Here is a 24,147-nt window from a genome sequence, read left to right as displayed (position 1 = left end):
GACCGTATTTCCTTCAATAAAAATATTCACTACACAAATAGTAAATGGAGATTTATATGAATAACGAGAAGTTATTCCGTTTAAGCAGGATGTTTATTGCTATTACCACCGCATCTGGTCTTTTTATTCATACCGCTTTCGCGGCTGAATCAGCAAAAGATGCCACACAATACACTCAGCAAATTAATCAGCAGTACATAAAAAACCTACCGTTTAGCGATCGTCAGGATTTTGCCGATGCGCAGCGTGGCTTTATTGCGCCGCTGCCAGATCACGGCATTCTTAACAATACCGATGGTAAGCCCTATTACCGCGCTGATGATTATAAATTTGATATCAACGCGTCAGCCCCGCAAACCATCAACCCCAGCCTGTGGCGCCAGTCGCAACTCAATGGCATTTCCGGCCTGTTTAAAGTTACCGATCGTATGTATCAGGTACGCGGCCAGGACATTTCCAACATCACTTTTATTGAAGGGAAAACGGGCCTGATTGTTATCGACCCGCTGGTCACGGCAGGCGCGGCGAAAGCCAGCCTCGATCTTTACTATCAGAACCGTCCGCATAGACCGATCGTCGCGGTCATTTACACCCATAGCCACACCGATCATTACGGCGGCGTTAAAGGCATTGTTTCCGAAGAAGAGGTGAAGTCCGGCAAGGTGCAAATCATAGCGCCTGAAGGTTTTATGGAAGAAGCGATAAGTGAAAACGTGCTGCTTGGCAACATCATGAGCCGTCGTGCGCTCTACTCTTATGGTCTGTTACTACCTCATACGCCCCAGGGTAACATCGGCAATGGTCTGGGCGTTACGCTCACGACTGGCCTGCCGACTATTATCGCCCCTACGAAATTGATCACCAAAACCGGTGAAAAAATGACCATCGACGGTCTGGAGTTCGAGTTTCTGATGGCGCCGGGCAGCGAAGCGCCGGCAGAAATGCACTTCTACATCCCGGCCCTGAAGGCGCTGTGTACGGCAGAGAACGCCACGCACACACTACATAACTTCTATACTCTGCGCGGAGCAAAAACACGCGATACCAGCAAATGGACGGAATATCTGAACGAAACGCTGGATATGTGGGGCAGCAAGGCCGAAGTTCTGTTTATGCCGCACACCTGGCCGGTGTGGGGCAATCAGCATATTAACGACTATATAGGCAAATATCGCGACACCATAAAATATATTCATGACCAGACGCTACATCTGGCCAATCAGGGGTATACGATGAATGAAATCGGCGACATGATTAAGCTGCCGAAGAATCTGGAAAATAACTGGGCCAGCCGCGGCTACTACGGTTCAGTCAGCCATAACGCCCGAGCTGTCTATAACTATTATCTCGGTTATTACAATGGCAACCCGGCAGACCTGCACCCTTATGGTCAGGTTGAAATGGGCAAACGCTATGTGAAAGCGTTAGGCGGCTCTGCACACGCCATCAACCTCGCCCGTGACGCCTACCGCCAGGGGGACTATCGCTGGGCGGCGGAACTTCTCAAACAGGTAATTGCCGCGAATCCTGGCGATCAGGCAGCGAAAAACTTGCAGGCTGACACCTTCGAACAACTGGGTTATCAGGCCGAATCCGCCACCTGGCGCGGTTTCTACCTGACCGGTGCGAAAGAACTGCGTGAGGGCGTACATAAATTCAACCACGGCACAACCAACTCTCCGGATACCATCAAAGGGATGACGGTAGAAATGCTGTTTGATTATATGGCAGTTCGCCTGGATAGCAGCAAAGCGGCAGGGAAAGATATCAGTCTGAACTTCAATCTGAGCGATGGCGATAACCTGAACCTGACTCTGGAAAACAGCGTACTTAACTATCGCCAGAGCCTGCAGCCGAAGAGCGATGCCTCGTTCTATATGAGTCGTACCGATCTCCACGACGTTCTGACCGGTCAGGCGAAAATGGCCGATCTGGTTAAAGCGAAAAAAGTGAAAGTGATTGGCAATGCAGTGAAATTGGATGAGATTATTGGCTGTCTGGATAATTTCGACCTGTGGGTGAATATCGTTACCCCAAATTAATGGCGCTTGCGTCCGGAGAAAATCATCTTCGGGCGCATTTCAATTCATATTAAAAATACAATAAAATGAAAAATATAAATTACAAATAAGTTATAAATGCGGTAGAAAAATAAAGCTATTTTTATCCTTCTGAAAAATAGCCATACTGTGACCCCCAATTCTATTTCACATTCACCCCGGATATTGTTCGCAATAAACAGGATGTATTTTATTATGCAAATAGTTAAATCCAGGATTGTGATGCAGCTAAAAAAACGTAGCTTGCTCTTTTCAGCCGTATTACTTACGGGGTGCTCGTTGCCTCCGGCTATTCCCATTATTGGCGCCTATTATCCCGACTGGCTTTTCTGCATTATTGCTGGCGTCATTCTCACGCTCGTCACACGGCGGATCCTACTACGTAAATATCAAACGCCGCCGTTGGCGGGCGTCATATATACCGCCCTTTTTGCTCTCTACTCCATGCTGTTCTGGCTGGTATTTTTCTAATTCATATTGAGATGCGCTCATGGAAAGCTTGCCGAAAAAAATTCCTCATAACAAAGTTCCCGCCCTGGTTCTGGTTCTGCTCGCGCTGGCCGTCATGGTGTTTGTCATCTGGCGGGTAGACAGCGCGCCCTCGACAAGCGATGCCTATGCATCCGCCGACACTATTGATGTGGTTCCAGAGGTGAGCGGCCGTATCGTCGAGCTGGCGGTGGTGGATAACCAGCAGGTGAAAAAAGGCGATCTCTTGTTCCGTATCGATCCCCGTCCCTACGAAGCCAGCCTCGCTAAAGCGGAAGCCTCGCTCGCCGCGCTGGATAAACAGATTATGCTGACCCAACGTAGCGTTGACGCGCAAAAATATGCCGCCAGTTCCGTTGAAGCGACGGTCGCCAAAGCGCGTGCGGCGGCGAAACAGGCCAGTGATACCCTACGCCGTACCGAGCCGCTGCTGTCGGAAGGATTTGTCTCGGCGGAAGATGTCAATCGCGCCAGAACTGCGCAGCGCGCTGCCGAAGCGGATCTGAATGCGGTTTTATTACAGGCGCAACAAGCTGCCAGCGCGGTGAGTGGCGTTGATGCGCTGGTCGCGCAGCGCGTTGCGGTACAGGCGGATATCGCTCTGACTAAACTGCATCTCGAAATGGCGACGGTACGTGCTCCCTTTGATGGCCGCGTGGTGTCCTTAAAAACCTCGATTGGTCAGTTTGCTTCCGCGATGAAACCCATTTTCACGCTTATTGATACTGACCATTGGTACATTATTGCCAACTTCCGCGAAACAGAGTTGAAGGCCATTCAAGCCGGCACGCCCGCCGCCATCCGCCTGATGAGCGACAGCAGTAAAACATTCCAGGGGAAAGTAGACTCCATCGGCTTTGGCGTACTGCCGGACGATGGCGGTATGGTGATTGGCGGCCTGCCGCGCGTATCGCGTTCCATCAACTGGGTACGCGTGGCCCAGCGCTTTCCGGTGAAAATCATGGTCGAAAAACCCGATGCATCGCTATTTCGCATTGGGGCATCGGCGGTTGCCACCCTTGAGCCGCAATAATGAACGCGCTTAATTACCTGCCGCTATCGGTCGTTAAATTGCTGGCTTTTTTTCATGAGGAGCTTAGTGAACAGCGCCCTGGCCGACTCACACAGGTAGGTCAGTTGTGGATCGGTTGTCTACTGGTCGTACTGATCTCTATGACCTTTGAGATCCCGTTTCTGGCTATCTCTCTGGCAGTGTTGTTTTATGGCGTACAGTCGAACGCGTTTTACACCAAATTCGTGGCAATCCTGTTTGTGGTCGCGACGGTGCTGGAAATCGGCAGTCTGTTTCTGATCTACAAATGGTCCTATAGCTATCCGCTAATGCGCATGATTATCGCCAGCGCGGTAGTGCTGGTTTGCATGTTTATGATGCGTACCCACCGTCTGGGGCTGCTCTTTTTCGCTGTGGCTATCGTCGCCGTATACGGGCAAACCTTCCCCGGAATGCTCGACTATCCGGAGGTAGTGGTTCGTCTCACGCTGTGGTGTATCGTTGTTGGACTCTACCCAACGCTGCTGATGGTACTGATCGGCGTGCTGTGGTTTCCCAGCCGCGCGGTAACTCAAATGCGGCACGCGTTGTGTGCCCGGCTAGACGACGCCGTTAGCCATTTGTTGAGCGACGTCGCGCCGCAAGCGGAAAAATACATTGAGCGGAACGTGCTGGCGCTACAAAAGCTAAATGTATTTTGCCTGGCCGATGATGCCGACTGGCAGGCGCGTAGCACGTGGTGGCAAAACTGCGTTTCCACCGTCACTTATCTGTACACTACGCTCAACCGTTATTCTGCCGACGCCGCGTCGCAATATCCGGCGCTGGTGCAAAAGATACGAAATGAGATCGCTTCGCTGCAACAGGCGGTCGCCCAGGGCGAACCCTGGCAGAGTACATGGTCGCTCAGCGCGCAAGAGCGCGTCGCCGCCCGGGCGTGCGGGCTGGAAACTATCTGCGACCAACTGCGCCAGCTTGGAGAGATGTCGCCCGATACGCCGCCTGCGCCTGCCGCCAGGCCCCCCGCCATGACGCCGGATGCCTTCAGTAACCCGGTCTACATACGCTACGCGCTGAAAACGCTGCTGGCCTGCATGATTTGCTACGTCTTCTATTCCGGCGTCGACTGGGAAGGCATTCACACCTGTATGCTGACATGTATTATCGTGGCCAATCCAAGCATCGGTTCGTCATATCAGAAAATGTCGCTACGCTTTGGCGGCGCGCTTTGCGGCGCGCTACTGGCGCTGCTGGTCGCCATTTTCGCCATGCCCTGGCTGGATAACATTGCCGAACTGCTGTGCCTGCTAGCGCCTGTCTTCCTGCTCGGCGCCTGGATAGCCACAGGATCGGAACGATCGTCCTATATCGGCACACAAATGATTGTCACCTTTGCCCTGGCGACGCTCGAAAACGTCTTTGGCCCGGTTTACGATCTGGTAGAAATTCGCGATCGCGCGATGGGGATTTTAATCGGCACTGCAGTTTCCGCCGTCATTTATACGTTTATCTGGCCGGAAAGCGAAGCGGACACTCTGCCGCAAAAACTGGCTGGCGCGTTAGGCATCCTGGGCAAGCTATTGCGTATCCCGCGCCAGCCTGACCCTACGTCGCAACGGACATACCTTCAGCTACGTATCGGTTGCCATGCGGCATTTAATGCCTGCGAAGAGATGCGCGAACGCGTCGCGCTGGAATACCAACTTAGCGCCAAAGAGCGCGCGCGTCTGCTCGCCGACAGCCAGGCCGTCATCGATCTGGGGCGTGAAATGCTCTATCGCTGGGATACGACCTGGAATAGCGCTCTCCCTTCGGATCACGACGCGCAGCAAACGCAGGCTGACTGCATTGCGCAAGCATTAGAACATTATGCTGCCGGCCTTGCGAGCCGTACCAGCCGCGCGCCTGCGCTCGATTTGACGGTGTCGCCCACATTACCTGAACAGGAACAAGGTATCGTGCGCCTGATGTCTTGCTTACCAGACTGGACGGCCCCGGAACACACGCCAGCCGAAACTCCGCAGCAAGGAACTACCCCATTATGATTCGAACCTCTTCACGCCTCCTTCTTTGCTGCCTGCTTGGCAGCGCCACAGCGCTTTCTGGCTGTGCGCTTATTCGCGAAGATACCGCCGCCCATCAGCAGCTTCAGCCGGAAAATAGTCAACTGGCCAATGATATTCATCTGGCAAGCTCCGGCTGGCCGCAGGCGCAGTGGTGGCGACAATTCAACGATCCGCAGCTCAATGCGCTTATTCAGCAGACGCTATCCGGCTCTCATACCCTTGCCGAAGCTAAGCTGCGTGAAAAGAAATCGCAATCACAGGCGGAATTGCTGGAAGCAGGATCACAGCTACAGGTCGCCGCGCTGGGTATGCTTAATCGCCAGCGGGCATCGGCGAATGGCTTTCTCGGCCCCTATGCGCTGGACGCGCCGAAGCTGGGTATGGATGGCCCGTATTATACGGAAGCCACCATTGGTCTGTTCGCCGGGATTGATCTCGATTTTTGGGGCGTACATCGTTCCGCCGTCGCTGCGGCTATCGGCGCGCAAAACGCCGCGCTTGCCGAAACCGCCGCCGTGGAGTTGTCGCTTACAACCGGCGTTGCGCAGCTTTACTACAGTATGCAGGCCAGCTATCAGATGCTCGATCTGTTACAGCAAACTCGTGATGTTGTTGACTACGCGATACAGGCGCATCAGAGCAAAGTGGCGCACGGGCTGGAAGCGAAAGTGCCCTACCACGGCGCAAGAGCGCAGATGCTGGCGGTCGATAAACAGATCGCCGCAGTAAAAGGGCAAATAAAAGAAACGCGCGAGTCGCTACGCGCGCTGATGGGAGTGGAGGCGATGCCGGACATCAAACCCGCTTCGCTGCCGCAAGTCAATACCGGTATACCTTCAACGCTCTCTTATGAACTGCTCGCCAGACGCCCGGATCTGCAAGCGATGCGCTGGTATGTTCAGGCGTCGCTGAACCAGGTTGACGCCGCCCGCGCCCTGTTCTATCCCAGCTTTGATATCAAAGCCTTCTTTGGCCTCGATTCGATCCATCTGGATAGTTTGTTTAAAAACACCAGTAAACAGATCAACTTTATTCCGGGCTTACGCCTGCCGCTTTTCGACGGCGGACGTCTTAATGCCAACCTGGCAAGCACCAGGGCCGCCAGCAATATATTGATTGAACGTTATAACCAGTCTGTACTCAACGCCGTGCGCGATGTGGCGATAAATGGCGCCCGTCTGCAAACGCTTAATGATGAGCGCGACATGCAGGTACAGCGGGTAGACGCCACACGTTATACCCAGGCCTCCGCCGAGGCGGCGTTAAAACAGGGACTGGGAAGCAGACTACAGGCCACCGAAGCCAGACTCCCTGTGTTAAGTGAACAAGTTTCGCTGCTGATGTTGGATACCCAGCGCATTATTCAGAGTATCCAGCTTATCAAATCACTGGGGGGCGGCTATCAGGCCGCATGAAAATGTCATGTGGCATTTTCTTTCGACACGTCAAAACTGACGACAGCCTGTTTTTCGTCAGGGTTTTGAACAAAATTCGCCCGTAATATCAGGGTAAGTCCACCCTAAAAAAGTGGCATAAAACATGCATACTGAGGGCGACAGCGCGTATGCGCGATTTGATTAACTGGAGCGAAACCGATGAAAAAAGTCGTCACGGTTTGCCCATATTGCGCATCAGGTTGCAAAATCAACCTGGTGGTCGATAACGGCAAAATCGTCCGGGCTGAGGCGGCGCAGGGGAAAACCAACCAGGGTACCCTGTGTCTGAAGGGCTACTACGGCTGGGATTTTATTAATGATACCCAGATCCTGACCCCGCGTCTGAAAACCCCAATGATCCGTCGCCAACGTGGCGGCAAACTGGAATCTGTTTCCTGGGATGAAGCGCTTAATTACGTTGCTGAACGTTTGAGCGCCATCAAAGCGAAATACGGTCCGGATGCAATCCAGACGACCGGCTCCTCTCGCGGTACCGGAAATGAAACCAACTATGTAATGCAAAAATTCGCGCGCGCCGTTATTGGTACCAATAACGTTGACTGCTGCGCTCGCGTCTGACACGGCCCATCGGTTGCAGGTCTGCACCAATCGGTCGGTAACGGCGCAATGAGTAATGCAATTAACGAAATTGATAACACCGATTTAGTGTTCGTCTTTGGGTATAACCCGGCGGATTCCCATCCTATTGTGGCGAATCACGTGATTAATGCTAAACGCAACGGGGCGAAAATTATCGTCTGCGATCCGCGCAAAATTGAAACCGCGCGCATTGCTGACATGCATATCGCGTTGAAAAACGGCTCGAATATCGCGCTGCTCAACGCCATGGGTCATGTCATTATTGAAGAAAACCTGTACGACAAAGCGTTTGTCGCCAGCCGTACCGAAGGTTTTGAAGAGTACCGTAAGATTGTTGAAGGCTATACGCCAGAGTCCGTCGAAGAGATCACTGGCGTTAGCGCACAGGAAATTCGTCAGGCTGCGCGTATGTATGCCGGCGCGAAAAGCGCGGCGATCCTGTGGGGCATGGGCGTGACCCAGTTCTATCAGGGCGTCGAGACCGTGCGTTCACTGACCAGCCTTGCGATGCTGACCGGCAACCTCGGCAAACCCAGCGCGGGCGTGAACCCGGTTCGCGGCCAGAACAACGTTCAGGGCGCGTGCGATATGGGCGCTCTGCCGGATACTTATCCAGGCTACCAGTACGTTAAGTTCCCGGAAAACCGCGAGAAATTCGCTAAAGCATGGGGCGTAGAAAGTTTGCCTGCGCATACCGGCTATCGCATCAGCGAGCTGCCGCACCGTGCGGCGCATGGCGAAGTGCGCGCGGCGTACATTATGGGTGAAGATCCGCTGCAAACTGATGCGGAACTCTCTGCGGTACGTAAAGCGTTTGAGGATCTGGAACTGGTCATCGTGCAGGACATCTTCATGACCAAAACCGCGTCGGCGGCGGATGTGATTTTACCGTCTACCTCGTGGGGCGAGCATGAAGGCGTCTTCTCTGCGGCTGACCGTGGTTTCCAGCGTTTCTTTAAAGCCATTGAGCCGAAGTGGGATCTGAAAACCGACTGGCAGATTATCAGTGAAATCGCCACCCGGATGGGCTACCCGATGCACTACAACAATACCCAGGAGATCTGGGATGAGTTACGTCATCTGTGCCCGGATTTCTACGGGGCCACTTACGAGAAGATGGGAGAACTGGGCTATATCCAGTGGCCATGCCGCGACACGTCGGATGCCGATCAGGGGACCTCATACCTCTTTAAAGAGAAGTTCGATACCCCGAACGGCCTCGCGCAGTTCTTCACCTGCGACTGGGTAGCGCCTATCGATAAGCTCACCGAAGAGTACCCAATGGTACTGTCGACAGTGCGTGAAGTCGGCCACTACTCCTGCCGCTCAATGACCGGTAACTGTGCGGCGCTGGCCGCGCTGGCGGATGAACCCGGCTATGCGCAAATCAATACCGCCGACGCTGCGCGTCTGGGCATTGAAGATGAAGCGCTGGTGTGGGTTCATTCGCGTAAAGGCAAAATCATCACCCGCGCGCAGGTCAGCGATCGCCCGAACAAAGGAGCGATTTATATGACTTACCAGTGGTGGATTGGCGCCTGTAATGAGCTGGTGACTGAAAACCTAAGCCCGATTACTAAAACGCCGGAGTACAAATACTGTGCCGTGCGCGTTGAGCCGATTGCCGATCAGCGAGCCGCCGAACAGTATGTCATTGATGAGTACAACAAGCTGAAAACCCGCCTGCGCGAAAGCGCAATGGGATGATCTGCCGGATGGCGGCGTCAGAATGCCTTATCCGGTTTACGATCTGTTTCCACTGTAGGCCTGATAAGGCGCGTTAGCATCGCCATCAGGCATTTTCCTGTCAACGGCCTCCCTCGCGGAGGCTGTTTTTTTATCCATACGATCTCTTTATACTGTTCACTCCGTACCCTAAATAAAATTCAAAATGAAACAACTGCTTGCATTGATGTTTTTGATAACATTTTTTGCCCATGCCGCCGCCCCTGAGCCGGGTAGCCAGTACCTGAAAGCGGCAGAAGGCGGAGACCGACGCGCGCAGTATTATCTTGCCGATAGCTGGTTTAGTTCCGGCGATTTAGGCAAGGCCGAATACTGGGCGCAAAAAGCCGCCGATAATGGCGATGCCGACGCTTGCGCGCTACTGGCACAAATCAAAATCACTAATCCGGTAAGCCTGGATTATCCCGGCGCAAAAAGGCTGGCGGAAAAGGCGGCAAAAGCGGGTAGTAAAGCGGGGGAAATTACGCTGGCGCGGGTTCTGGTCAACGCTCAGGCCGGACGCCCGGACTATCCGAAAGCCATCTCGCTGCTGCAAAACGCCTCTGAAGATCTGGATAACGATTCCGCGGTGGATGCGCAAATGTTGCTTGGCCTGATTTACGCCAATGGGGCGGGCATTGCCGGCGATGATGAAAAAGCCGCCTGGTATTTCAAACGTAGTTCCGCCATTTCCCGTACTGGTTATTCAGAATATTGGGCGGGAATGATGTTTTTAAACGGTGAACCGGGTTTTATTGAAAAGAATAAGCAGAAGGCGCTGCACTGGTTGAATCTAAGCTGTCTGGAAGGGTTTGATACCGGTTGCGAAGAGTTTGAGGCGTTAACGAACGGGTAACGGTTTGCATTGCCGGATGGTGGCACAAGCGCCTTATCCGGCAACCCGTTAAACGTTACTGTGCGGTCTTATCAAATTTACCCAGCATCTCACGCTCATAGGCCAGCGCTTTTTTGCGGTCAAACTTGTGTTCCCACTTAGAAATAACCAGCACCGCCAGCGCATTCCCTACCACATTTAGCGCAGTACGCGCCATGTCCAGGATACGGTCAACACCGGCGATAAACGCCAGCCCCTCCAACGGGATGCCCACGCTGCCCAGCGTCGCCAGTAACACCACAAAGGAAACGCCCGGCACGCCGGCAATCCCTTTCGACGTCACCATCAGCGTCAGCACCAGTACAATTTCCTGCCACAGCGACAGATCGATGCCGTATAGCTGCGCGATAAAAATGGCGGCGATGCTTTGGTATAACGTGGAGCCGTCGAGGTTAAATGAGTAACCGGTCGGCACCACGAAGCTGGTGATCGAGGCTGGCGCGCCGTAAGCCTCCATCTTCTCGATAATGCGTGGCAGCACGCTCTCGGAGCTGGCGGTCGAGTACGCCAGAATCAATTCGTCTTTCAGGATGCGAATCAGTATCCAGATACTTAACCCGCACAGGCGCGCCACGATGCCCAGCACCACCAGTGCAAAGAAGATAATCGCAAAGTGTACCAGTAGCACCAGTTTCGCCAACGGCCACAGCGATGCAAAACCAAAATTCGCCACCGTGACGGCGATCAGCGCAAAAACGCCCACTGGCGCATAGCGCATCACCATATGGGTGACTTTAAACATGGTTTCAGAAATGGAACGAAACACAGTAACCAGCGGTTCGCGGTGCGTTGCCGGCAGGGACGACAACCCCAGCCCAAACAGGACCGAGAAAAAGATAATCGGCAGCATATCCCCTTTGGCCATCGATGCGATGATATTGGTCGGCACCAGCGACAGTATCGTCCCCATCAGCCCATGCGCATGACTTTGTACTTCCGCCGTGGTGTTCTGGTATTTCGAAATATCGACGGTCGCCAGTTGCGACATATCAATGCCTGAGCCTGGCTGAAAGACATTCGCCAGCGTAATACCGAGGATAATCGCCACCGTGGTGATCAGTTCAAAATAGAGAATGGTTTTTGCGCCGATACGGCCTAGCTGTTTCGCATCGCCAACGCCGGCGATGCCGACAATCAGAGTCGAGATCACGATCGGCACGACGATCATTTTAATCAGATGGATAAAGATATCGCCGGCAGGCGACAACAGATTGGCAATCAGCCATTCACGGCTGTCACTGTGATAATGCAGATAGCTGCCCAGCAGAATGCCCAGCACCATAGCCAGCAAAATTTGCCAGGCCAGGCTGACTTTCAAGTTTTTCATAACAACAGACTTCCTCGATGAAGCGTTGCTCTCCGTCAAAAGCATGAGAGCAATACATACTGAAAGGGTATGATTTGTGTTGCGTTGGTTTGTAGAGTTTTTTAACGCGCATAATCAGTATCATTTGCATAGCGTCTTGCGCAACCCTTTCATAACAGGGCTTTTGGCTGCTTTTATGCATAATAACGCGAGTTTATGGCGTTAATGATGAATAACCATTTGTTATGGAAAGCTTTTTATTTCGACAAAAACGATTAATACACTGAGGTAATTAATTTTTATCCGTGATTCATTCGCCGTTTTTTTAAACAGCGCGCACGACGCAAATCACAAAAAAGAAAAAATTATTTCTGCCGATTTTGTAACAATTTTGCCAAATTAATGGCCTCTACCAGTTGCGCACGGTTCACTCGCGGCGAGTTTGCATCCAGTAAGGTTTGCCACAGCGACACGGCTCGCGCATAATCCGCCTGCATAAACGCATCCGCCGCCAGCAGCATCTGCGCAGTCACTTCTGCCGCATCCAGCGCTAACGCTTTGTTAATCATTTCACGAGTCGCAGGCGTCATATGTTGCCCGGACTGGTAATACAGCACCGTTGCCAGCGCGGCGAAAAGTTGCGCGTTATCTCCTCGCAGACGCAACGCCTGACGATATGCCAACAGCGCATTGTCATACGCATTGCGATAGAGATAATACTCGCCCAGCCGCGCCCATTGCTCGCTATCCTGCGGATTGGCGCGGATTTTTTCTTGCAGCCTGGAAAGCTGCGCCTCTGGCGTTTGCGGGTTCGTAAAGTCACGTAGCGGATCGGCCAGACGCTGATGCTCGCTACGTACAGCCTGCCATTTCGGCGTCAACATATAGCCGCCGACGCAGGCAGCCACCATCAACACCGCCGCAGCCGCCAGACGCTTTACAGGCGGCGGGCGTAATGGCGTCGTGACGTTCGCTGGCAAACTCATGTTTCCTCCTTCTCTGTACGCTGACAAATGCCGGCTCGCCAGAGAATAATACCCACCAGCAACAACATCAGACACGGCAGCGCCCATAGCAGAAGCGTTTGCGCGGTCAGCGGCGGATCATAGCGAACAAAATCGCCGTAACGCCGGGTCATCCAGGCGGTGATGTCCGCTTCATCTTTACCTTCCGCCACCATGGTATAGACCTGATGGCGCATACTAACCGCGACCGGCGCATTGGATTCCAGTAAGTTTTGATTCTGACACTGCGGGCAACGTAACTGTCTGGCAATGCGCAGGGCTTTATCCTGCTGTTGCGTGTTTTCGAAGCGCCAGGTGTCCACCACCTGAGCATGGGCAGTGAAAGCGAAGAAAAACAAGACACAGATGAAAAGTAAACGCGTTTTGCCGGATAAGGCGTCCGCGACGCCATCCAGCAACGCTGTAATTAACTTACACATCATGTCTCCTCCCTCGCCAGCCGCTCAGCAATGCCCCGACGATCATCAACAGCCCGCCGCCCCAGATCCAACGAACGCCAGTCTGCACATAAAAACGCATAGCATACCGCTCCGCTCCCGTTTTCTCGCCCATCACCGCATACCAGTCATGTAGCAGGTTCCAGTGAATCCCCGGCTCCATCATTTGCTGGCGCCGCGCGACATAAAAGCGCCGCTCCGGCGCAAGATAGCCAATCACCTGGTCATCTTTCGAAAGGGTAATCAACGCTTTCTCGGTGGTGTAATTCCCGTGGGCCGCCAGATCCAGACGCTCGAAACGAAAGGTATAGCCCGCCAGCGCCACCTGCTGACCAGGGCTGAGGTTAAGGCTGATCTCATGTCGACTGCCGCTGGAAACCATAATCCCGGCGGCGAAGATAAATACGCCCGTATGCGCCAGCAACGCCGGAAGCTGACGATGCAGAGAACGTGTCCGGCGGCTTACCGTCGCAAGCACGATAACCACCAGCATCAGCAGGCCAAACGGCAGCGTGACGCGATTAAAATAGGGCGCGCCCACCGAAAGCCTTCCCCAGCCCATCAAACCATAAATCATGGGGTAGAGCGTCCCGACCAGCACGATCAACAAGACGGCGCTAAAGAGCAGCAGCGTCGCCAGAATGAGCGTTTCGCGCTTTCCGCCGCCCAAACGCGTCGCCGGATACGGCTCCCGCGCCCGCCAGCCGTACAGAGCAAGCGATGCCAGACTTAACGCGGCAAAAAGGGTAAACAGCGGCACCGCGCGCACATTATCTAACGCAAAAGCATGGACGGAGAGCAGAATGCCGGAACGCACAATCAGCGTTCCCAGCAACGAGAGGATCAGCATCAGTATCGCCAGCAGCAACGACCAGTGACGGAAGCTCCCGTGCTGGCGGCTGACATACAGGCTGTGCAGCAACGCGCTGGCGGCAAGCCACGGCAACAAAGAGGCATTTTCCACCGGGTCCCAGAACCACCAGCCGCCCCAGCCCAGTTCGCAATACGCCCACCACGATCCGAGAATGATACCCAACGTCAGAGCGCACCAGCCGGGTAACGCCCAGCGCCAGCAAACCCAGGCGGTTGCCGCGTTAAAGCCGCCACACAGTAGCGAGGCCAGTGCTACGCTCGCCGCGGTCATCAGTCCGCCATAACCCAGATAGAGCAGCGGCGGATGTAAGATCAGCCCCAGATGTTGCAGCATGGGATTAAGGTCGCGCCCTTCAATGGCGGGAGGAAAAATACGCAGGAACGGATCGGACCACAGCACGATAAACAACAGCAGCGAGGCCATAATGAGGGACAAGATGCTCAGGGCCAGCGGAAAAAGCGCGTCAGATTCATGCCGGGAGCGCCAGGCGAATAACGCCGTCCACCCCGAAAGAAGCAGCGCCCACAGCAGGAGCGAGCCTTCATGACCGCCCCATACCGCCGCCAGTTTAAGTCCCCATGACAACTGGCTATGGCTATGCTGCGCAACATAAACAACCGAAAAGTCGCTGATCAGAAAACAGCTAACCAGAATCGCAAACGCCAGTAGCAGCAGCGTGAACGCCGTCCACGCGCCGCAGGTCGCCAGGCGCATAACGCCACGCCAATGCCGACCAATCCCGCACCATGTCGCCAGCGGGGTCAACACGTTGACCCCGAGACTCAACAACAGCGCCAGAAACCCGGCTTCAGGAAGAAAGATGTCCAGATTATGCAACCGTTAGCTGTCCCGCATAAAGAATGAAAAAGCGCAGCAGCAGCACGCCGGTCAAACTGGCGCCGCAAACGGCCAACACGCCGTGAAACGTTACGCTACGGTTTGCCCAGGGTTTCAGCAGCATAGGGATAATCAATCCCAGTCCTACGACGCCAAGCCAGAACCACCAGCTCCAGAAGCCGCCGCCCAACGCGGCCGCCAGCGCGCGCATTTTGCCGTCATCGCCCAGCGCCAGCCCAATAAAAAAGGCCGCCAGCAGGAAGATCTCCAGCCATACCACTGGGGTTTCCATGCGATGTACAAAGCGCGCCTCGGTGCTGTGCGGGTTGCTACGATGGCGTAACGCCATCGCGATCAGCGCTACCGCCGCGCCGGAGGAGATGCCGGAGAACAGAAACAGCGCCGGCAGAATCGGGTTATTAAGGAGCGGATAGGATTTCAGCGCCGACAGCAGAAAGCCGGTATACGCGCCGAGCAGTACCGCCAGTACCAGCATCACGGTCTCAAGGGCGCGATGGAGCGGCGTCAGCAGGGTTAACACGCTTTGTACCAGACCCAGCCGCGGCAGCCAGCGCTGTTGCAGGGCAATAACCTCTTTTTCAAAGATTTTCGCCAACCACAGTATCAGTACCACCATGTAGAGCTGGAACAGCATCACGCCCATCGACATCACCGAGGTAAAACTGTAGTGAAACATCAGCTTCCAGAAGGTCCACGGGCGCGTCAGGTGGAAGACCAGAATCAGCAGACCAAGAATAATCGCCCCCGGCCCTAACACCAGCGTAGTGCGCAGCAGCGTGCTGTCCGAACCGCCCGCCTCCGGATGGAAGCGGCGCAGCAGAATCGCCAACGTAACCAGTCCGGCGGAGATGCCAATCAGAAACAGATAGATGGCGATGGGCCAGTCCCACACCAGTGATGCAAAATGAAATGCAGACGCGTTGGTCATTGGCTCACCTCCCCATAGTTAAAGGGCACGCGATACACCTTCGGTTTCGTCCCCAGCGCCAGCTTGTAGCGATAAGTCGGTTTCTCGCGCAGCAGACGGGAGATCTCACTATCAGGATCGTCCAGATTGCCGAAGGTCAGGGCTTTGGTTGGACAGGATTCGACGCAGGCAGGCAATCGGCCCTCTTTTAGCCGGGTTTTCCGGCAGAAATCGCACTTATCCGCCGTCTTACTGACCGGATGGATAAAGCGCACGCGGTAAGGACACGCGGCGATACAATACTGGCAGCCGACGCAAAGGTCCGGGTTCACATCGACAATACCGCTGGCGGCATCGCGGAATGATGCGCCGGTCGGGCAGACGTCAACGCAGGGCGCATGGTCGCAGTGCTGGCATGAGTGACGAAAGAAACGGTACTTCACCTCCGGAAACGTCCCCAGCGGCTCACTGCGGATAATGGTCAGGCGCGATACGCCCTCCGGTACCTGATTCACTTCCCGACAAGCATCCATACAGGCGGTACAGCCGATGCATAGCGATTCGTCATGCACCATGCCATAACGCACGCCGTTAATATTCAACGTGTTCGCTACAACGCGTCCTGCCATCCCACTGACCGCCGCCAGCGCGCCGACGCGGGTAATAAATTGACGTCGGGTGCAACTCATGGCTGCTCCTTAAGCAACGGAACGGACGCCGGATTAAAGTGCGGGTTAGTACGCTGATCGCTATGGCAATCCACGCATATTTTGATCCGCCCTTTCTCGCTTAGCGTCTGCATCGTATCTTGCTGCGGATGCAGGGAATGGCAACTGGCGCAGGTCACTTTAGTAACATGAACATCGTGCGGCCAGAACGCTTTTTGTAGTTGTTCAGGCAGATGGCAGGACATGCAGACGCTGTTCTGCTGCTCCAACGTATACATCGGGTCGTTAAAACGCATCACATCTTTCACCCCTTCACGGTGATGAAGCGACGGTTGGCCGTGGCAGTTGGTGCAAGTTACCGGTAATTTGTTGTTCGGGTTGATAGCGCCCGTATGCTTACCGTGCATACCTTCAGTGTCCGGCTTGTGGCAGTCCAGACAGGCAGCATCCGGATTACGCTGCTGGGTGACTGTCCAGCGTTGTTCAGGTAGCTGGGCGGCGGGGACGGCAGTTATCCCATTCAGGCTCCAGAACAGGCCTGACGCCAGCACCCCAGCAGTTAATAACGAACGTAATACGCTCATATTCACTCCATTGCGTTATCCGCCCCTTACGGGGCGGAATGGGGTTATTGGCTTAACAGACTGTTTTTACGCGCCTGATCTTCCCACTGCGGTACGACCGTTTTCAGGAAGTCCTGCTTCTCGGCGTTGATTTGTTGCATATTCAAACCAATCGCTTTCTGCGCCTTCTCTTTCGTCGAAATATCCGGCAGCGGAATTTCATGGGTAATGCCTTTGGTCGCCAGCAGTCGCGCCAGTTTAGTGCGGGCATCCGCGGCTTTATCCATCGCGCTGCCTAACATCCGCAGACCTTCCTCCGGGGCATGCATATGAATACCGTGTGACGCAATCGCCAGATCCCAACGCCACTGCGCGTGGCGAATATCGTTCAGAATCGGTTTCATTTCCGCGTCTGTCGCCCCCGCCTCCCACGCGGCTTTCGCCTCAAAATGGGCATGAACCAGTTGATCTTCTACTTTGATTTTCAGATCGTGAATCGCCTGCTTGCGTTCCGCCACCACGTTTTGCAGCGTGGTTTTATCCTGGGTATGGCAGTTAGCGCAGGTCTGGGCGAAATTATCGAACGGGTTGCCGATTTTATGGTCGGTGTAGAGCTTGCCGTCGGCGTTCTGTACTTTCGGCATGTGGCAGTCAATACAGGTCACGTTATTCTTACCGTGAATGCCCGCGCTCCAGGTTTCATATTCCGGGTGCTGCGCTTTGAGCATCGGCGTTTTCGACAGCGAGTTTGTCCAGTCGGAGAAAGCGATAGCGTCGTAATATTTCTCCATACTTTCGACCTTCATACCTTCGTCCCACGGGAATTTAACGGCTTTATTTTTACCCTCAAAGTAGTACTCGACGTGGCACTGTCCGCAAACCATCGATTGCTGATCAAACCGTCCCGCTTTATCAAACGGTTTGCCGATAGCCTCCATTGCCCGTTCGGCATAGGGGCGCGACAGAGTTAACGCAGGCTTTCCCTGGGCGAAATCGTCCGAAGCGGTGTTATGGCAGTCGGCGCAGCCCAAATCGTTGACAATTTCCGGGCCGCCGCGCGCCCATTTGCCATGAAAGTAGCCATCTTCGCCCTCTTGCTGAATAAGGCGCGCGACGTCAGGGCTTTTACAACTCCAGCACGCCATTGGCAGAGGGCCCTCTTCCGCCGTTTTTGGCGCGCCGGTACGCAGCGTTTCGCGCACGTCAGTTACCGCATACGCGTGACCGCGTGGTTTGTTGTAATCACGGGAGAAGGGATATCCCGCCCACAGGATCACCAGACGTGGGTCTTCCGCCAGCGCATCTTCACGGGCAGACTGTTCTGATGTCGCTTTCCATGACTGATATTGGTCGGGGTGTTGAGGCGAGAACGTTTCATTTTTCGCTTCAACAGTAACAGTTTTTGCAGATACGGACGTTTGCTCAGCGTAAACAGAGGTCATAAAGAAAAAAGGAAATATAAGGCTGAAGAAACGGCGTGCGCGTAATGTTTTCCTTGCCATAGAGGTCTCATCCAGATTGCGCCACTATCTTCAATGGCGATTTTTTATCGTTTTCCATAACAGCAACCGCACAAATACTGTTATTACATTGCTCCCCTGTATGTGTAACAAATAACCACACTTAAAATGTTGTCTTTAATCAATTGTAAGTGTATGTAAAATACCACTTTAGAGTTAGCAGCCTGTATATCTCCTCTTCTCTTTTATGATTTCCGGACACGGATCACTTTTTTAAAAAAATTCATATAACGTCATGTTATCCCAATAATTTATTTAATTTTGCGGGACACAATCAAAAAACAGATTGCTGCTTATTTGCACAGTTCCCTTTTTGCGTGATCTGTCGCCCAAATACTAAACAAAACTTATTAAGACCCTACATTTAACGTTTATGCGACATATTATTAACATCACACAAGGAGAACAACAGCATGAGCCAAACACATAAACACGCTATTCCCGCCAATGTTGCGGATCGTTGCCTGATAAATCCAGAGCAGTATGAGGCTAAATATCAACAGTCTATTAACGATCCCGATACGTTCTGGGGCGAACAGGGAAAAATTCTCGACTGGATCACGCCGTACCAAAAAGTGAAAAACACCTCCTTTGCGCCAGGCAATGTATCTATTAAATGGTACGAGGACGGCACGCTGAATCTGGCGGCAAACTGCCTTGACCGCCATTTACAGGAAAATGGCGATCGCACCGCCATTATCTGGGAAGGCGACGACGCGTCGCAGAGTAAACATATCTCTTATCGCGAGTTACATCGCGATGTCTGCCGTTTCGCGAATACGCTGCTGGATCTGGGCATTAAAAAAGGCGACGTGGTAGCGATTTATATGCCGATGGTGCCGGAAGCGGCGGTGGCAATGTTGGCCTGCGCCCGCATCGGCGCGGTGCATTCAGTGATCTTCGGCGGTTTCTCGCCGGAAGCCGTTGCCGGACGCATTATCGACTCCAACTCGCGGCTGGTGATCACTGCCGACGAAGGCATACGCGCCGGACGCAGCATCCCACTGAAAAAGAATGTCGATGACGCGCTGAAAAACCCGAACGTCACCAGCGTTAAGCATGTAATCGTCCTGAAGCGCACCGGCGGCAACATTGACTGGCAAGAAGGCCGCGATCTGTGGTGGCGCGATCTGATTGAAAAAGCCAGCCCTGAACACCAGCCTGAAGCGATGAATGCCGAAGATCCGCTATTCATCCTTTATACCTCCGGCTCCACCGGCAAGCCGAAAGGCGTGCTGCACACCACCGGCGGCTATCTGGTCTATGCCGCGACCACCTTTAAGTATGTCTTTGATTATCACCCTGGCGATATTTACTGGTGTACCGCCGATGTGGGTTGGGTGACGGGGCACAGTTATCTGTTGTATGGTCCGCTAGCCTGCGGCGCGACCACATTAATGTTTGAAGGCGTACCGAATTGGCCGACGCCCGCTCGCATGTGCCAGGTGGTCGACAAACACCAGGTCAACATTCTCTATACCGCCCCGACGGCAATCCGCGCGCTGATGGCGGAAGGCGATAAAGCCATTGAAGGCACCGACCGTTCTTCACTGCGCATTCTGGGTTCCGTCGGCGAACCGATCAACCCCGAAGCGTGGGAATGGTTCTGGAAGAAGATCGGCAACGAAAAATGCCCGGTCGTCGACACCTGGTGGCAGACTGAAACCGGCGGTTTCATGATCACGCCGCTACCGGGCGCGACCGAACTGAAAGCCGGTTCCGCCACCCGTCCTTTCTTTGGCGTGCAGCCTGCGCTGGTGGATAACGAAGGCCATGCGCAAGAAGGCGCGACGGAAGGCAATCTGGTCATTACTGATTCCTGGCCGGGCCAGGCGCGCACTCTGTTCGGCGATCATGAGCGTTTTGAGCAGACCTATTTCTCTACCTTCAAAAATATGTATTTCAGCGGCGACGGCGCGCGCCGCGATGAAGATGGCTACTACTGGATCACCGGTCGTGTGGATGACGTACTAAACGTCTCCGGCCACCGTCTGGGCACGGCGGAAATCGAATCGGCGCTGGTGGCGCATCCGAAGATCGCCGAAGCGGCGGTGGTGGGTATTCCACACGCTATCAAAGGTCAGGCGATTTACGCTTATGTGACGCTCAACCACGGCGAGGAGCCGTCGCCAGAACTGTACGCGGAGGTGCGCAACTGGGTACGTAAAGAGATTGGCCCGCTGGCGACGCCGGACGTGCTGCACTGGACCGACTCACTGCCAAAAACCCGTTCCGGCAAAATTATGCGCCGTATTTTGCGCAAAATCGCGGCGGGCGATACCAGCAATCTGGGCGATACCTCGACCCTCGCCGACCCTGGCGTGGTAGAGAAACTGCTCGAAGAGAAGCAGGCCATCGCGATACCGTCATAACCATAAATGCCGGATGGCAACGCGAAAGCGTTTTATCCGGCCTACGACCCTACCCCTGCCCTCTCTCAAACCGGGAGAGGGAAATATAAAAAAACCCTCCCCCAAAGGATTTCGTGTTACAGGAAGGCGGCAAGCGAGCACATCCCCAGCAGCATAGTTCACTATGTGACTGGGGTGCGCGAGTGCGGCCAACGCGCCTGTAGCGCGAAAGACGCAGGGGGACCTCTGGAGAGCTCTGTGATGAATGACCAAATTTATCAGCGGATAGAAGACAGTGCGCGTTTCAGGGAATTAGTCGAAAAACGGCAACGGTTTGCCACGATTCTGTCAGTTATCATGCTGGCGGTTTATATCAGCTTTATTTTACTGATCGCCTTCGCGCCTGGCTGGCTGGGCACGCCTCTACATGCGGGAACCCGCGTCACCCGAGGAATTCCCATTGGTGTCGGGGTGATTGTGATTTCTTTTGTGTTGACCGGAATTTATATCTGGCGGGCGAACGGCGAATTCGATCGTCTTAATAACGCCGTACTGCATGAGGTGAAAGCATTATGAAGAGAGTTCTGACGGCGCTTGCCGCCGCACTCCCCTTCGCCGCTCATGCGGCGGATGCCATCAGCGGCGCGGTTGAACGCCAGCCCACCAACTGGCAGGCGATTATCATGTTTTTGATTTTCGTCGTGTTTACGCTCGGTATTACCTACTGGGCCTCTAAACGCGTACGTTCCCGTAGCGACTACTATACCGCAGGCGGCAATATCACCGGGTTCCAGAACGGCCTGGCGATTGCCGGTGACTATATGTCCGCCGCGTCATTTCTCGGCATTTCCGCGCTGGTGTTTACCTCCGGTTATGACGGACTGATCTATTCGCTGGGCTTCCTTGTCGGCTGGCCAATCATCCTGTTTTTGATTGCCGAGCGCCTGCGTAATCTGGGACGTTATACTTTTGCGGATGTTGCCTCTTATCGCCTGAAACAGGGGCCAATTCGCATTCTTTCAGCCTGTGGATCACTGGTGGTGGTGGCGCTTTATCTCATCGCCCAAATGGTCGGCGCCGGTAAACTGATTGAACTGCTGTTCGGTCTGAACTATCACATTGCCGTGGTTCTGGTCGGCGTGCTGATGATGATGTATGTACTGTTCGGCGGGATGCTGGCGACAACGTGGGTGCAAATTATCAAAGCCGTCCTGCTACTGTTTGGCGCCAGTTTCATGGCCTTTATGGTGATGAAACACGTCGGCTTTAGCTTCAATAACCTGTTCACCGAAGCCATGGCGGTACACCCGAAAGGCGCGGCGATTATGAGTCCGGGAGGACTGGTGCAAGACCCGATTTCGGCGCTGTCATTGGGTCTGGGACTCATGTTCGGCACCGCCGGATTGCCGCATATTTTGATGCGTTTCTTTACGGTCAGTGATGCCCGCGAAGCGCGCAAGAGCGTGTTCTACGCCACCGGTTTTATGGGCTATTTCTACATTCTGACCTTTATTATCGGGTTTGGCGCCATCATGCTGGTAGGGGCGAATCCAGCCTATAAAGATGCCGCGGGCGCGCTGATTGGCGGCAATAACATGGCGGCGGTGCATCTGGCCAACGCGGTAGGCGGCAACCTGTTCCTCGGCTTTATTTCGGCAGTGGCGTTTGCCACCATTCTGGCGGTCGTCGCCGGCCTGACGCTGGCGGGGGCATCGGCGGTATCGCATGATTTGTACGCCAACGTGTTCCGCAAAGGCGCAACCGAACGCGAAGAACTGAAGGTATCGAAAATCACCGTACTGGTGCTGGGCGTTATCGCCATTATTCTCGGCGTACTGTTTGAGAACCAAAACATCGCCTTCATGGTCGGCCTCGCGTTTGCCATCGCCGCAAGTTGTAATTTCCCTATCATTCTGCTTTCCATGTACTGGTCGAAGCTGACCACGCGTGGTGCGATGATGGGCGGCTGGTTAGGTTTACTGACAGCGGTGGTGCTGATGATTCTTGGACCTACCATTTGGGTGCAGATCCTCGGCCACGAAAAAGCGATCTTCCCGTATGAGTATCCGGCGCTGTTCTCTATCAGCATGGCGTTCCTCGGGATCTGGTTTTTCTCGGCCACCGATAACTCGGCAGAAGGCAACCGTGAACGTGAGCAGTTCCGCGCTCAGTTTATCCGCTCCCAAACAGGATTCGGCGTAGAGCAAGGGCGCGCGCATTAATCTTACCGTTTCCTCCGGCCCTGTGGGTCGGAGGAAAATCAGAACATCACCATCGCCACCAGAGGGGCTGCCAGAACCATCACCACGCCGGACAGCATCATGACCAGACTGGCGACAACGCCCTCCTGCTGACCAAGCTCATAGGAACGCGCCGTGCCCGCCCCATGTGACGCCGCGCCGAACCCCGCTCCTTTTGCCATGCCTTCCCGAATAGGGAGACGCAAAAACAGCGCGTCGCCGACCGCCATGCCGAACACGCCAGTGACGACCACGAACAGCGCCACCAGATCCGGCTGCCCGCCCAGGGCTTCTGCCGCCGCCAGCGCAAACGGCGTGGTAACGGAGCGTACCGCCAGACTACGCTGGATCTCATCCGACAATGTGAACAAACGCGCCAGCCAAACGGAACTGGTGACAGCCACCACCGTCGCCGTCACCACGCCAGCGGTGAGCGACATCCAGTGGCGTTTGATAATCGCGAGGTTATCGTACACCGGCACCGCAAAAGCAATGGTCGCCGGGCCGAGCAGCCACAGCAACCAGTGCGATTCGCCAATGTAGTTTTGCCAGGAGATATGACCGAACACCAGCATTAGCACCAGCAGCGCAGGCGTCAGCACTAACGGCATCAGCGGTAGTTTGCGAAAACGGCGATACAGGCGCTTATTAGCGGAGTAAATCCCCAGCGTAATAATCAGGCACAGAACGCTTAACTGAAAGTTACTCACGGTTTAGCCTGCTCATCTCATAGCGATACACTTTCTCCACCACCCACGCCGTCGCGCCAAGTACCATAAGGGTACTTATCGCTATCACCGAGAAGATGCGCCAGCCGTCCGCCAGCAGCAGATGAGTGTAGTTCACTACCGCCACTACAGCGGGAACAAAAAATAACAGCATCTCCGCCAGCAGCCAGCGCGCGCCTGCGCGCACCCAGCTAAGCGGAATAATCCGGCAAACGATCAGCGCCAGCATAAGCACCATGCCGACCAGATTCGCGGGTAACGGCAGGCGCAGCCAGGAGACAAGATATTGGGAAAAAATGAATAAACCTGCATATAGCAGTACCTGAACCGGTACCTGGAGTCGTTGCACAACGGCAGGCGTAACGCGGCTTATCGCCACAGCCATGA

The 24,147-nt window shown here is 54.3% G+C and carries 18 protein-coding genes and 1 pseudogene; 10 read left to right on the top strand and 9 right to left on the bottom strand.

Annotated elements, in window-relative coordinates; translation table 11 throughout:
* The first annotated feature begins 56 nt into the window (after window positions 1-56).
* From F4V61_RS14230 to yjcO, 7 genes are all read left to right on the top strand, one after another.
* The gene (locus F4V61_RS14230; protein ID WP_080161082.1) at window positions 57-2,042 is read left to right on the top strand and encodes an alkyl/aryl-sulfatase; all 1,986 of its coding nucleotides are present in this window, start codon (window positions 57-59) and stop codon (window positions 2,040-2,042) included.
* Between the two features lie 213 nt (window positions 2,043-2,255).
* Window positions 2,256-2,531 (top strand): YtcA family lipoprotein, encoded by a 276-nt coding sequence (locus F4V61_RS14225; RefSeq protein WP_024132053.1) that lies wholly within the window; start codon window positions 2,256-2,258, stop codon window positions 2,529-2,531.
* A gap of 19 nt (window positions 2,532-2,550) precedes the next feature.
* Window positions 2,551-3,582 (top strand): multidrug transporter subunit MdtN, encoded by a 1,032-nt coding sequence (gene mdtN, locus F4V61_RS14220; protein ID WP_000445024.1) that lies wholly within the window; start codon window positions 2,551-2,553, stop codon window positions 3,580-3,582.
* Complete coding sequence (gene mdtO, locus F4V61_RS14215) at window positions 3,582-5,606, top strand: multidrug efflux transporter permease subunit MdtO (protein ID WP_079799564.1); 2,025 nt, start codon at window positions 3,582-3,584, stop codon at window positions 5,604-5,606. The genes mdtN and mdtO overlap by 1 nt, the downstream gene beginning before the upstream one ends.
* On the top strand, window positions 5,603-7,042 hold the full coding sequence (locus F4V61_RS14210; protein ID WP_206437199.1) for an MdtP family multidrug efflux transporter outer membrane subunit: 1,440 nt from the start codon (window positions 5,603-5,605) through the stop codon (window positions 7,040-7,042). Before mdtO ends, F4V61_RS14210 begins: the two co-directional genes overlap by 4 nt.
* Before the next feature lie 180 nt (window positions 7,043-7,222).
* On the top strand, window positions 7,223-9,370 hold the full coding sequence (gene fdhF, locus F4V61_RS14205; RefSeq protein WP_077905510.1) for a formate dehydrogenase subunit alpha: 2,148 nt from the start codon (window positions 7,223-7,225) through the stop codon (window positions 9,368-9,370).
* A gap of 184 nt (window positions 9,371-9,554) precedes the next feature.
* Entirely contained in the window at window positions 9,555-10,244 is a 690-nt protein-coding gene (gene yjcO / locus F4V61_RS14200) for a Sel1 family TPR-like repeat protein YjcO (RefSeq protein WP_038397169.1), read from the top strand.
* A 55-nt stretch (window positions 10,245-10,299) separates the two neighbouring features.
* Here yjcO and gltP read toward each other — a convergent pair whose 3' ends face one another.
* From gltP to nrfA, 7 genes and pseudogenes are all read right to left on the bottom strand, one after another.
* A complete protein-coding gene (gene gltP / locus F4V61_RS14195) occupies window positions 10,300-11,610 on the bottom strand; it encodes a glutamate/aspartate:proton symporter GltP (protein ID WP_000793281.1) in 1,311 nt (436 codons plus the stop codon).
* Window positions 11,611-11,954: 344 nt separating this feature from the next.
* The gene (gene nrfG / locus F4V61_RS14190; RefSeq protein ID WP_058819887.1) at window positions 11,955-12,575 is read right to left on the bottom strand and encodes a heme lyase NrfEFG subunit NrfG; all 621 of its coding nucleotides are present in this window, start codon (window positions 12,573-12,575) and stop codon (window positions 11,955-11,957) included.
* Window positions 12,572-14,762: pseudogene (nrfF, locus tag F4V61_RS14180) on the bottom strand (heme lyase NrfEFG subunit NrfF). The gene nrfG and the pseudogene nrfF overlap by 4 nt, the downstream one beginning before the upstream one ends.
* A complete protein-coding gene (nrfD, locus tag F4V61_RS14175) occupies window positions 14,755-15,711 on the bottom strand; it encodes a cytochrome c nitrite reductase subunit NrfD (protein WP_038397173.1) in 957 nt (318 codons plus the stop codon). The pseudogene nrfF and the gene nrfD overlap by 8 nt, the downstream one beginning before the upstream one ends.
* Entirely contained in the window at window positions 15,708-16,379 is a 672-nt protein-coding gene (gene nrfC / locus F4V61_RS14170; RefSeq protein WP_023249495.1) for a cytochrome c nitrite reductase Fe-S protein, read from the bottom strand. Before nrfC ends, nrfD begins: the two co-directional genes overlap by 4 nt.
* Window positions 16,376-16,942: a cytochrome c nitrite reductase pentaheme subunit gene (gene nrfB / locus F4V61_RS14165; protein ID WP_079827952.1), complete on the bottom strand. Its 567-nt coding sequence runs from the start codon at window positions 16,940-16,942 to the stop codon at window positions 16,376-16,378. The genes nrfC and nrfB overlap by 4 nt, the downstream gene beginning before the upstream one ends.
* A 44-nt stretch (window positions 16,943-16,986) precedes the next feature.
* Complete coding sequence (nrfA, locus tag F4V61_RS14160; RefSeq protein ID WP_079827950.1) at window positions 16,987-18,423, bottom strand: ammonia-forming nitrite reductase cytochrome c552 subunit; 1,437 nt, start codon at window positions 18,421-18,423, stop codon at window positions 16,987-16,989.
* 431 nt (window positions 18,424-18,854) lie between these two features.
* Here nrfA and acs point away from each other — a divergent pair, with 431 nt between their 5' ends.
* The 3 genes from acs (at window position 18,855) to actP (ending at window position 23,014) form a co-directional block, all read left to right on the top strand.
* On the top strand, window positions 18,855-20,813 hold the full coding sequence (gene acs / locus F4V61_RS14155) for an acetate--CoA ligase (protein ID WP_079827948.1): 1,959 nt from the start codon (window positions 18,855-18,857) through the stop codon (window positions 20,811-20,813).
* Between the two features lie 240 nt (window positions 20,814-21,053).
* On the top strand, window positions 21,054-21,368 hold the full coding sequence (locus F4V61_RS14150; RefSeq protein ID WP_038397176.1) for a DUF485 domain-containing protein: 315 nt from the start codon (window positions 21,054-21,056) through the stop codon (window positions 21,366-21,368).
* Window positions 21,365-23,014 carry a cation/acetate symporter ActP gene (gene actP / locus F4V61_RS14145; RefSeq protein ID WP_038397177.1) on the top strand — a complete coding sequence of 550 codons (1,650 nt, stop codon included), beginning with the start codon at window positions 21,365-21,367 and terminating at the stop codon, window positions 23,012-23,014. The genes F4V61_RS14150 and actP overlap by 4 nt, the downstream gene beginning before the upstream one ends.
* A 38-nt stretch (window positions 23,015-23,052) precedes the next feature.
* On the opposite strand, the gene F4V61_RS14140 is transcribed toward actP, so the two are convergent.
* Both F4V61_RS14140 and F4V61_RS14135 read right to left on the bottom strand, forming a co-directional pair.
* Window positions 23,053-23,742, bottom strand: coding sequence for an LrgB family protein (locus F4V61_RS14140; RefSeq protein WP_079827946.1), 690 nt, complete (start codon window positions 23,740-23,742; stop codon window positions 23,053-23,055).
* Window positions 23,735-24,145 (bottom strand): CidA/LrgA family protein, encoded by a 411-nt coding sequence (locus F4V61_RS14135; RefSeq protein ID WP_079828025.1) that lies wholly within the window; start codon window positions 24,143-24,145, stop codon window positions 23,735-23,737. Before F4V61_RS14135 ends, F4V61_RS14140 begins: the two co-directional genes overlap by 8 nt.
* Window positions 24,146-24,147: the final 2 nt, after the last annotated feature.

Source organism: Salmonella enterica subsp. arizonae (genome assembly GCF_008692845.1).
GTDB classification, from domain to species: Bacteria; Pseudomonadota; Gammaproteobacteria; order Enterobacterales; family Enterobacteriaceae; genus Salmonella; species Salmonella arizonae.
This window is presented reverse-complemented; position numbering and strand designations above follow the sequence as displayed.

Bases quoted from the DNA above. Each gene is read 5' to 3' on its own strand.
- F4V61_RS14150 (WP_038397176.1), top strand. From the start codon at position 21,054: ATGAATGACCAAATTTATCAGCGGATAGAAGACAGTGCGCGTTTCAGG.
- acs (WP_079827948.1), top strand. From the start codon at position 18,855: ATGAGCCAAACACATAAACACGCTATTCCCGCCAATGTTGCGGATCGT.
- nrfB (WP_079827952.1), bottom strand. From the start codon at position 16,942: ATGAGCGTATTACGTTCGTTATTAACTGCTGGGGTGCTGGCGTCAGGC.
- actP (WP_038397177.1), top strand. From the start codon at position 21,365: ATGAAGAGAGTTCTGACGGCGCTTGCCGCCGCACTCCCCTTCGCCGCT.
- mdtN (WP_000445024.1), top strand. From the start codon at position 2,551: ATGGAAAGCTTGCCGAAAAAAATTCCTCATAACAAAGTTCCCGCCCTG.
- F4V61_RS14210 (WP_206437199.1), top strand. From the start codon at position 5,603: ATGATTCGAACCTCTTCACGCCTCCTTCTTTGCTGCCTGCTTGGCAGC.
- F4V61_RS14230 (WP_080161082.1), top strand. From the start codon at position 57: ATGAATAACGAGAAGTTATTCCGTTTAAGCAGGATGTTTATTGCTATT.
- yjcO (WP_038397169.1), top strand. From the start codon at position 9,555: ATGAAACAACTGCTTGCATTGATGTTTTTGATAACATTTTTTGCCCAT.
- mdtO (WP_079799564.1), top strand. From the start codon at position 3,582: ATGAACGCGCTTAATTACCTGCCGCTATCGGTCGTTAAATTGCTGGCT.
- nrfD (WP_038397173.1), bottom strand. From the start codon at position 15,711: ATGACCAACGCGTCTGCATTTCATTTTGCATCACTGGTGTGGGACTGG.
- nrfC (WP_023249495.1), bottom strand. From the start codon at position 16,379: ATGAGTTGCACCCGACGTCAATTTATTACCCGCGTCGGCGCGCTGGCG.
- nrfA (WP_079827950.1), bottom strand. From the start codon at position 18,423: ATGGCAAGGAAAACATTACGCGCACGCCGTTTCTTCAGCCTTATATTT.
- F4V61_RS14225 (WP_024132053.1), top strand. From the start codon at position 2,256: ATGCAAATAGTTAAATCCAGGATTGTGATGCAGCTAAAAAAACGTAGC.
- gltP (WP_000793281.1), bottom strand. From the start codon at position 11,610: ATGAAAAACTTGAAAGTCAGCCTGGCCTGGCAAATTTTGCTGGCTATG.
- F4V61_RS14135 (WP_079828025.1), bottom strand. From the start codon at position 24,145: ATGGCTGTGGCGATAAGCCGCGTTACGCCTGCCGTTGTGCAACGACTC.
- nrfG (WP_058819887.1), bottom strand. From the start codon at position 12,575: ATGAGTTTGCCAGCGAACGTCACGACGCCATTACGCCCGCCGCCTGTA.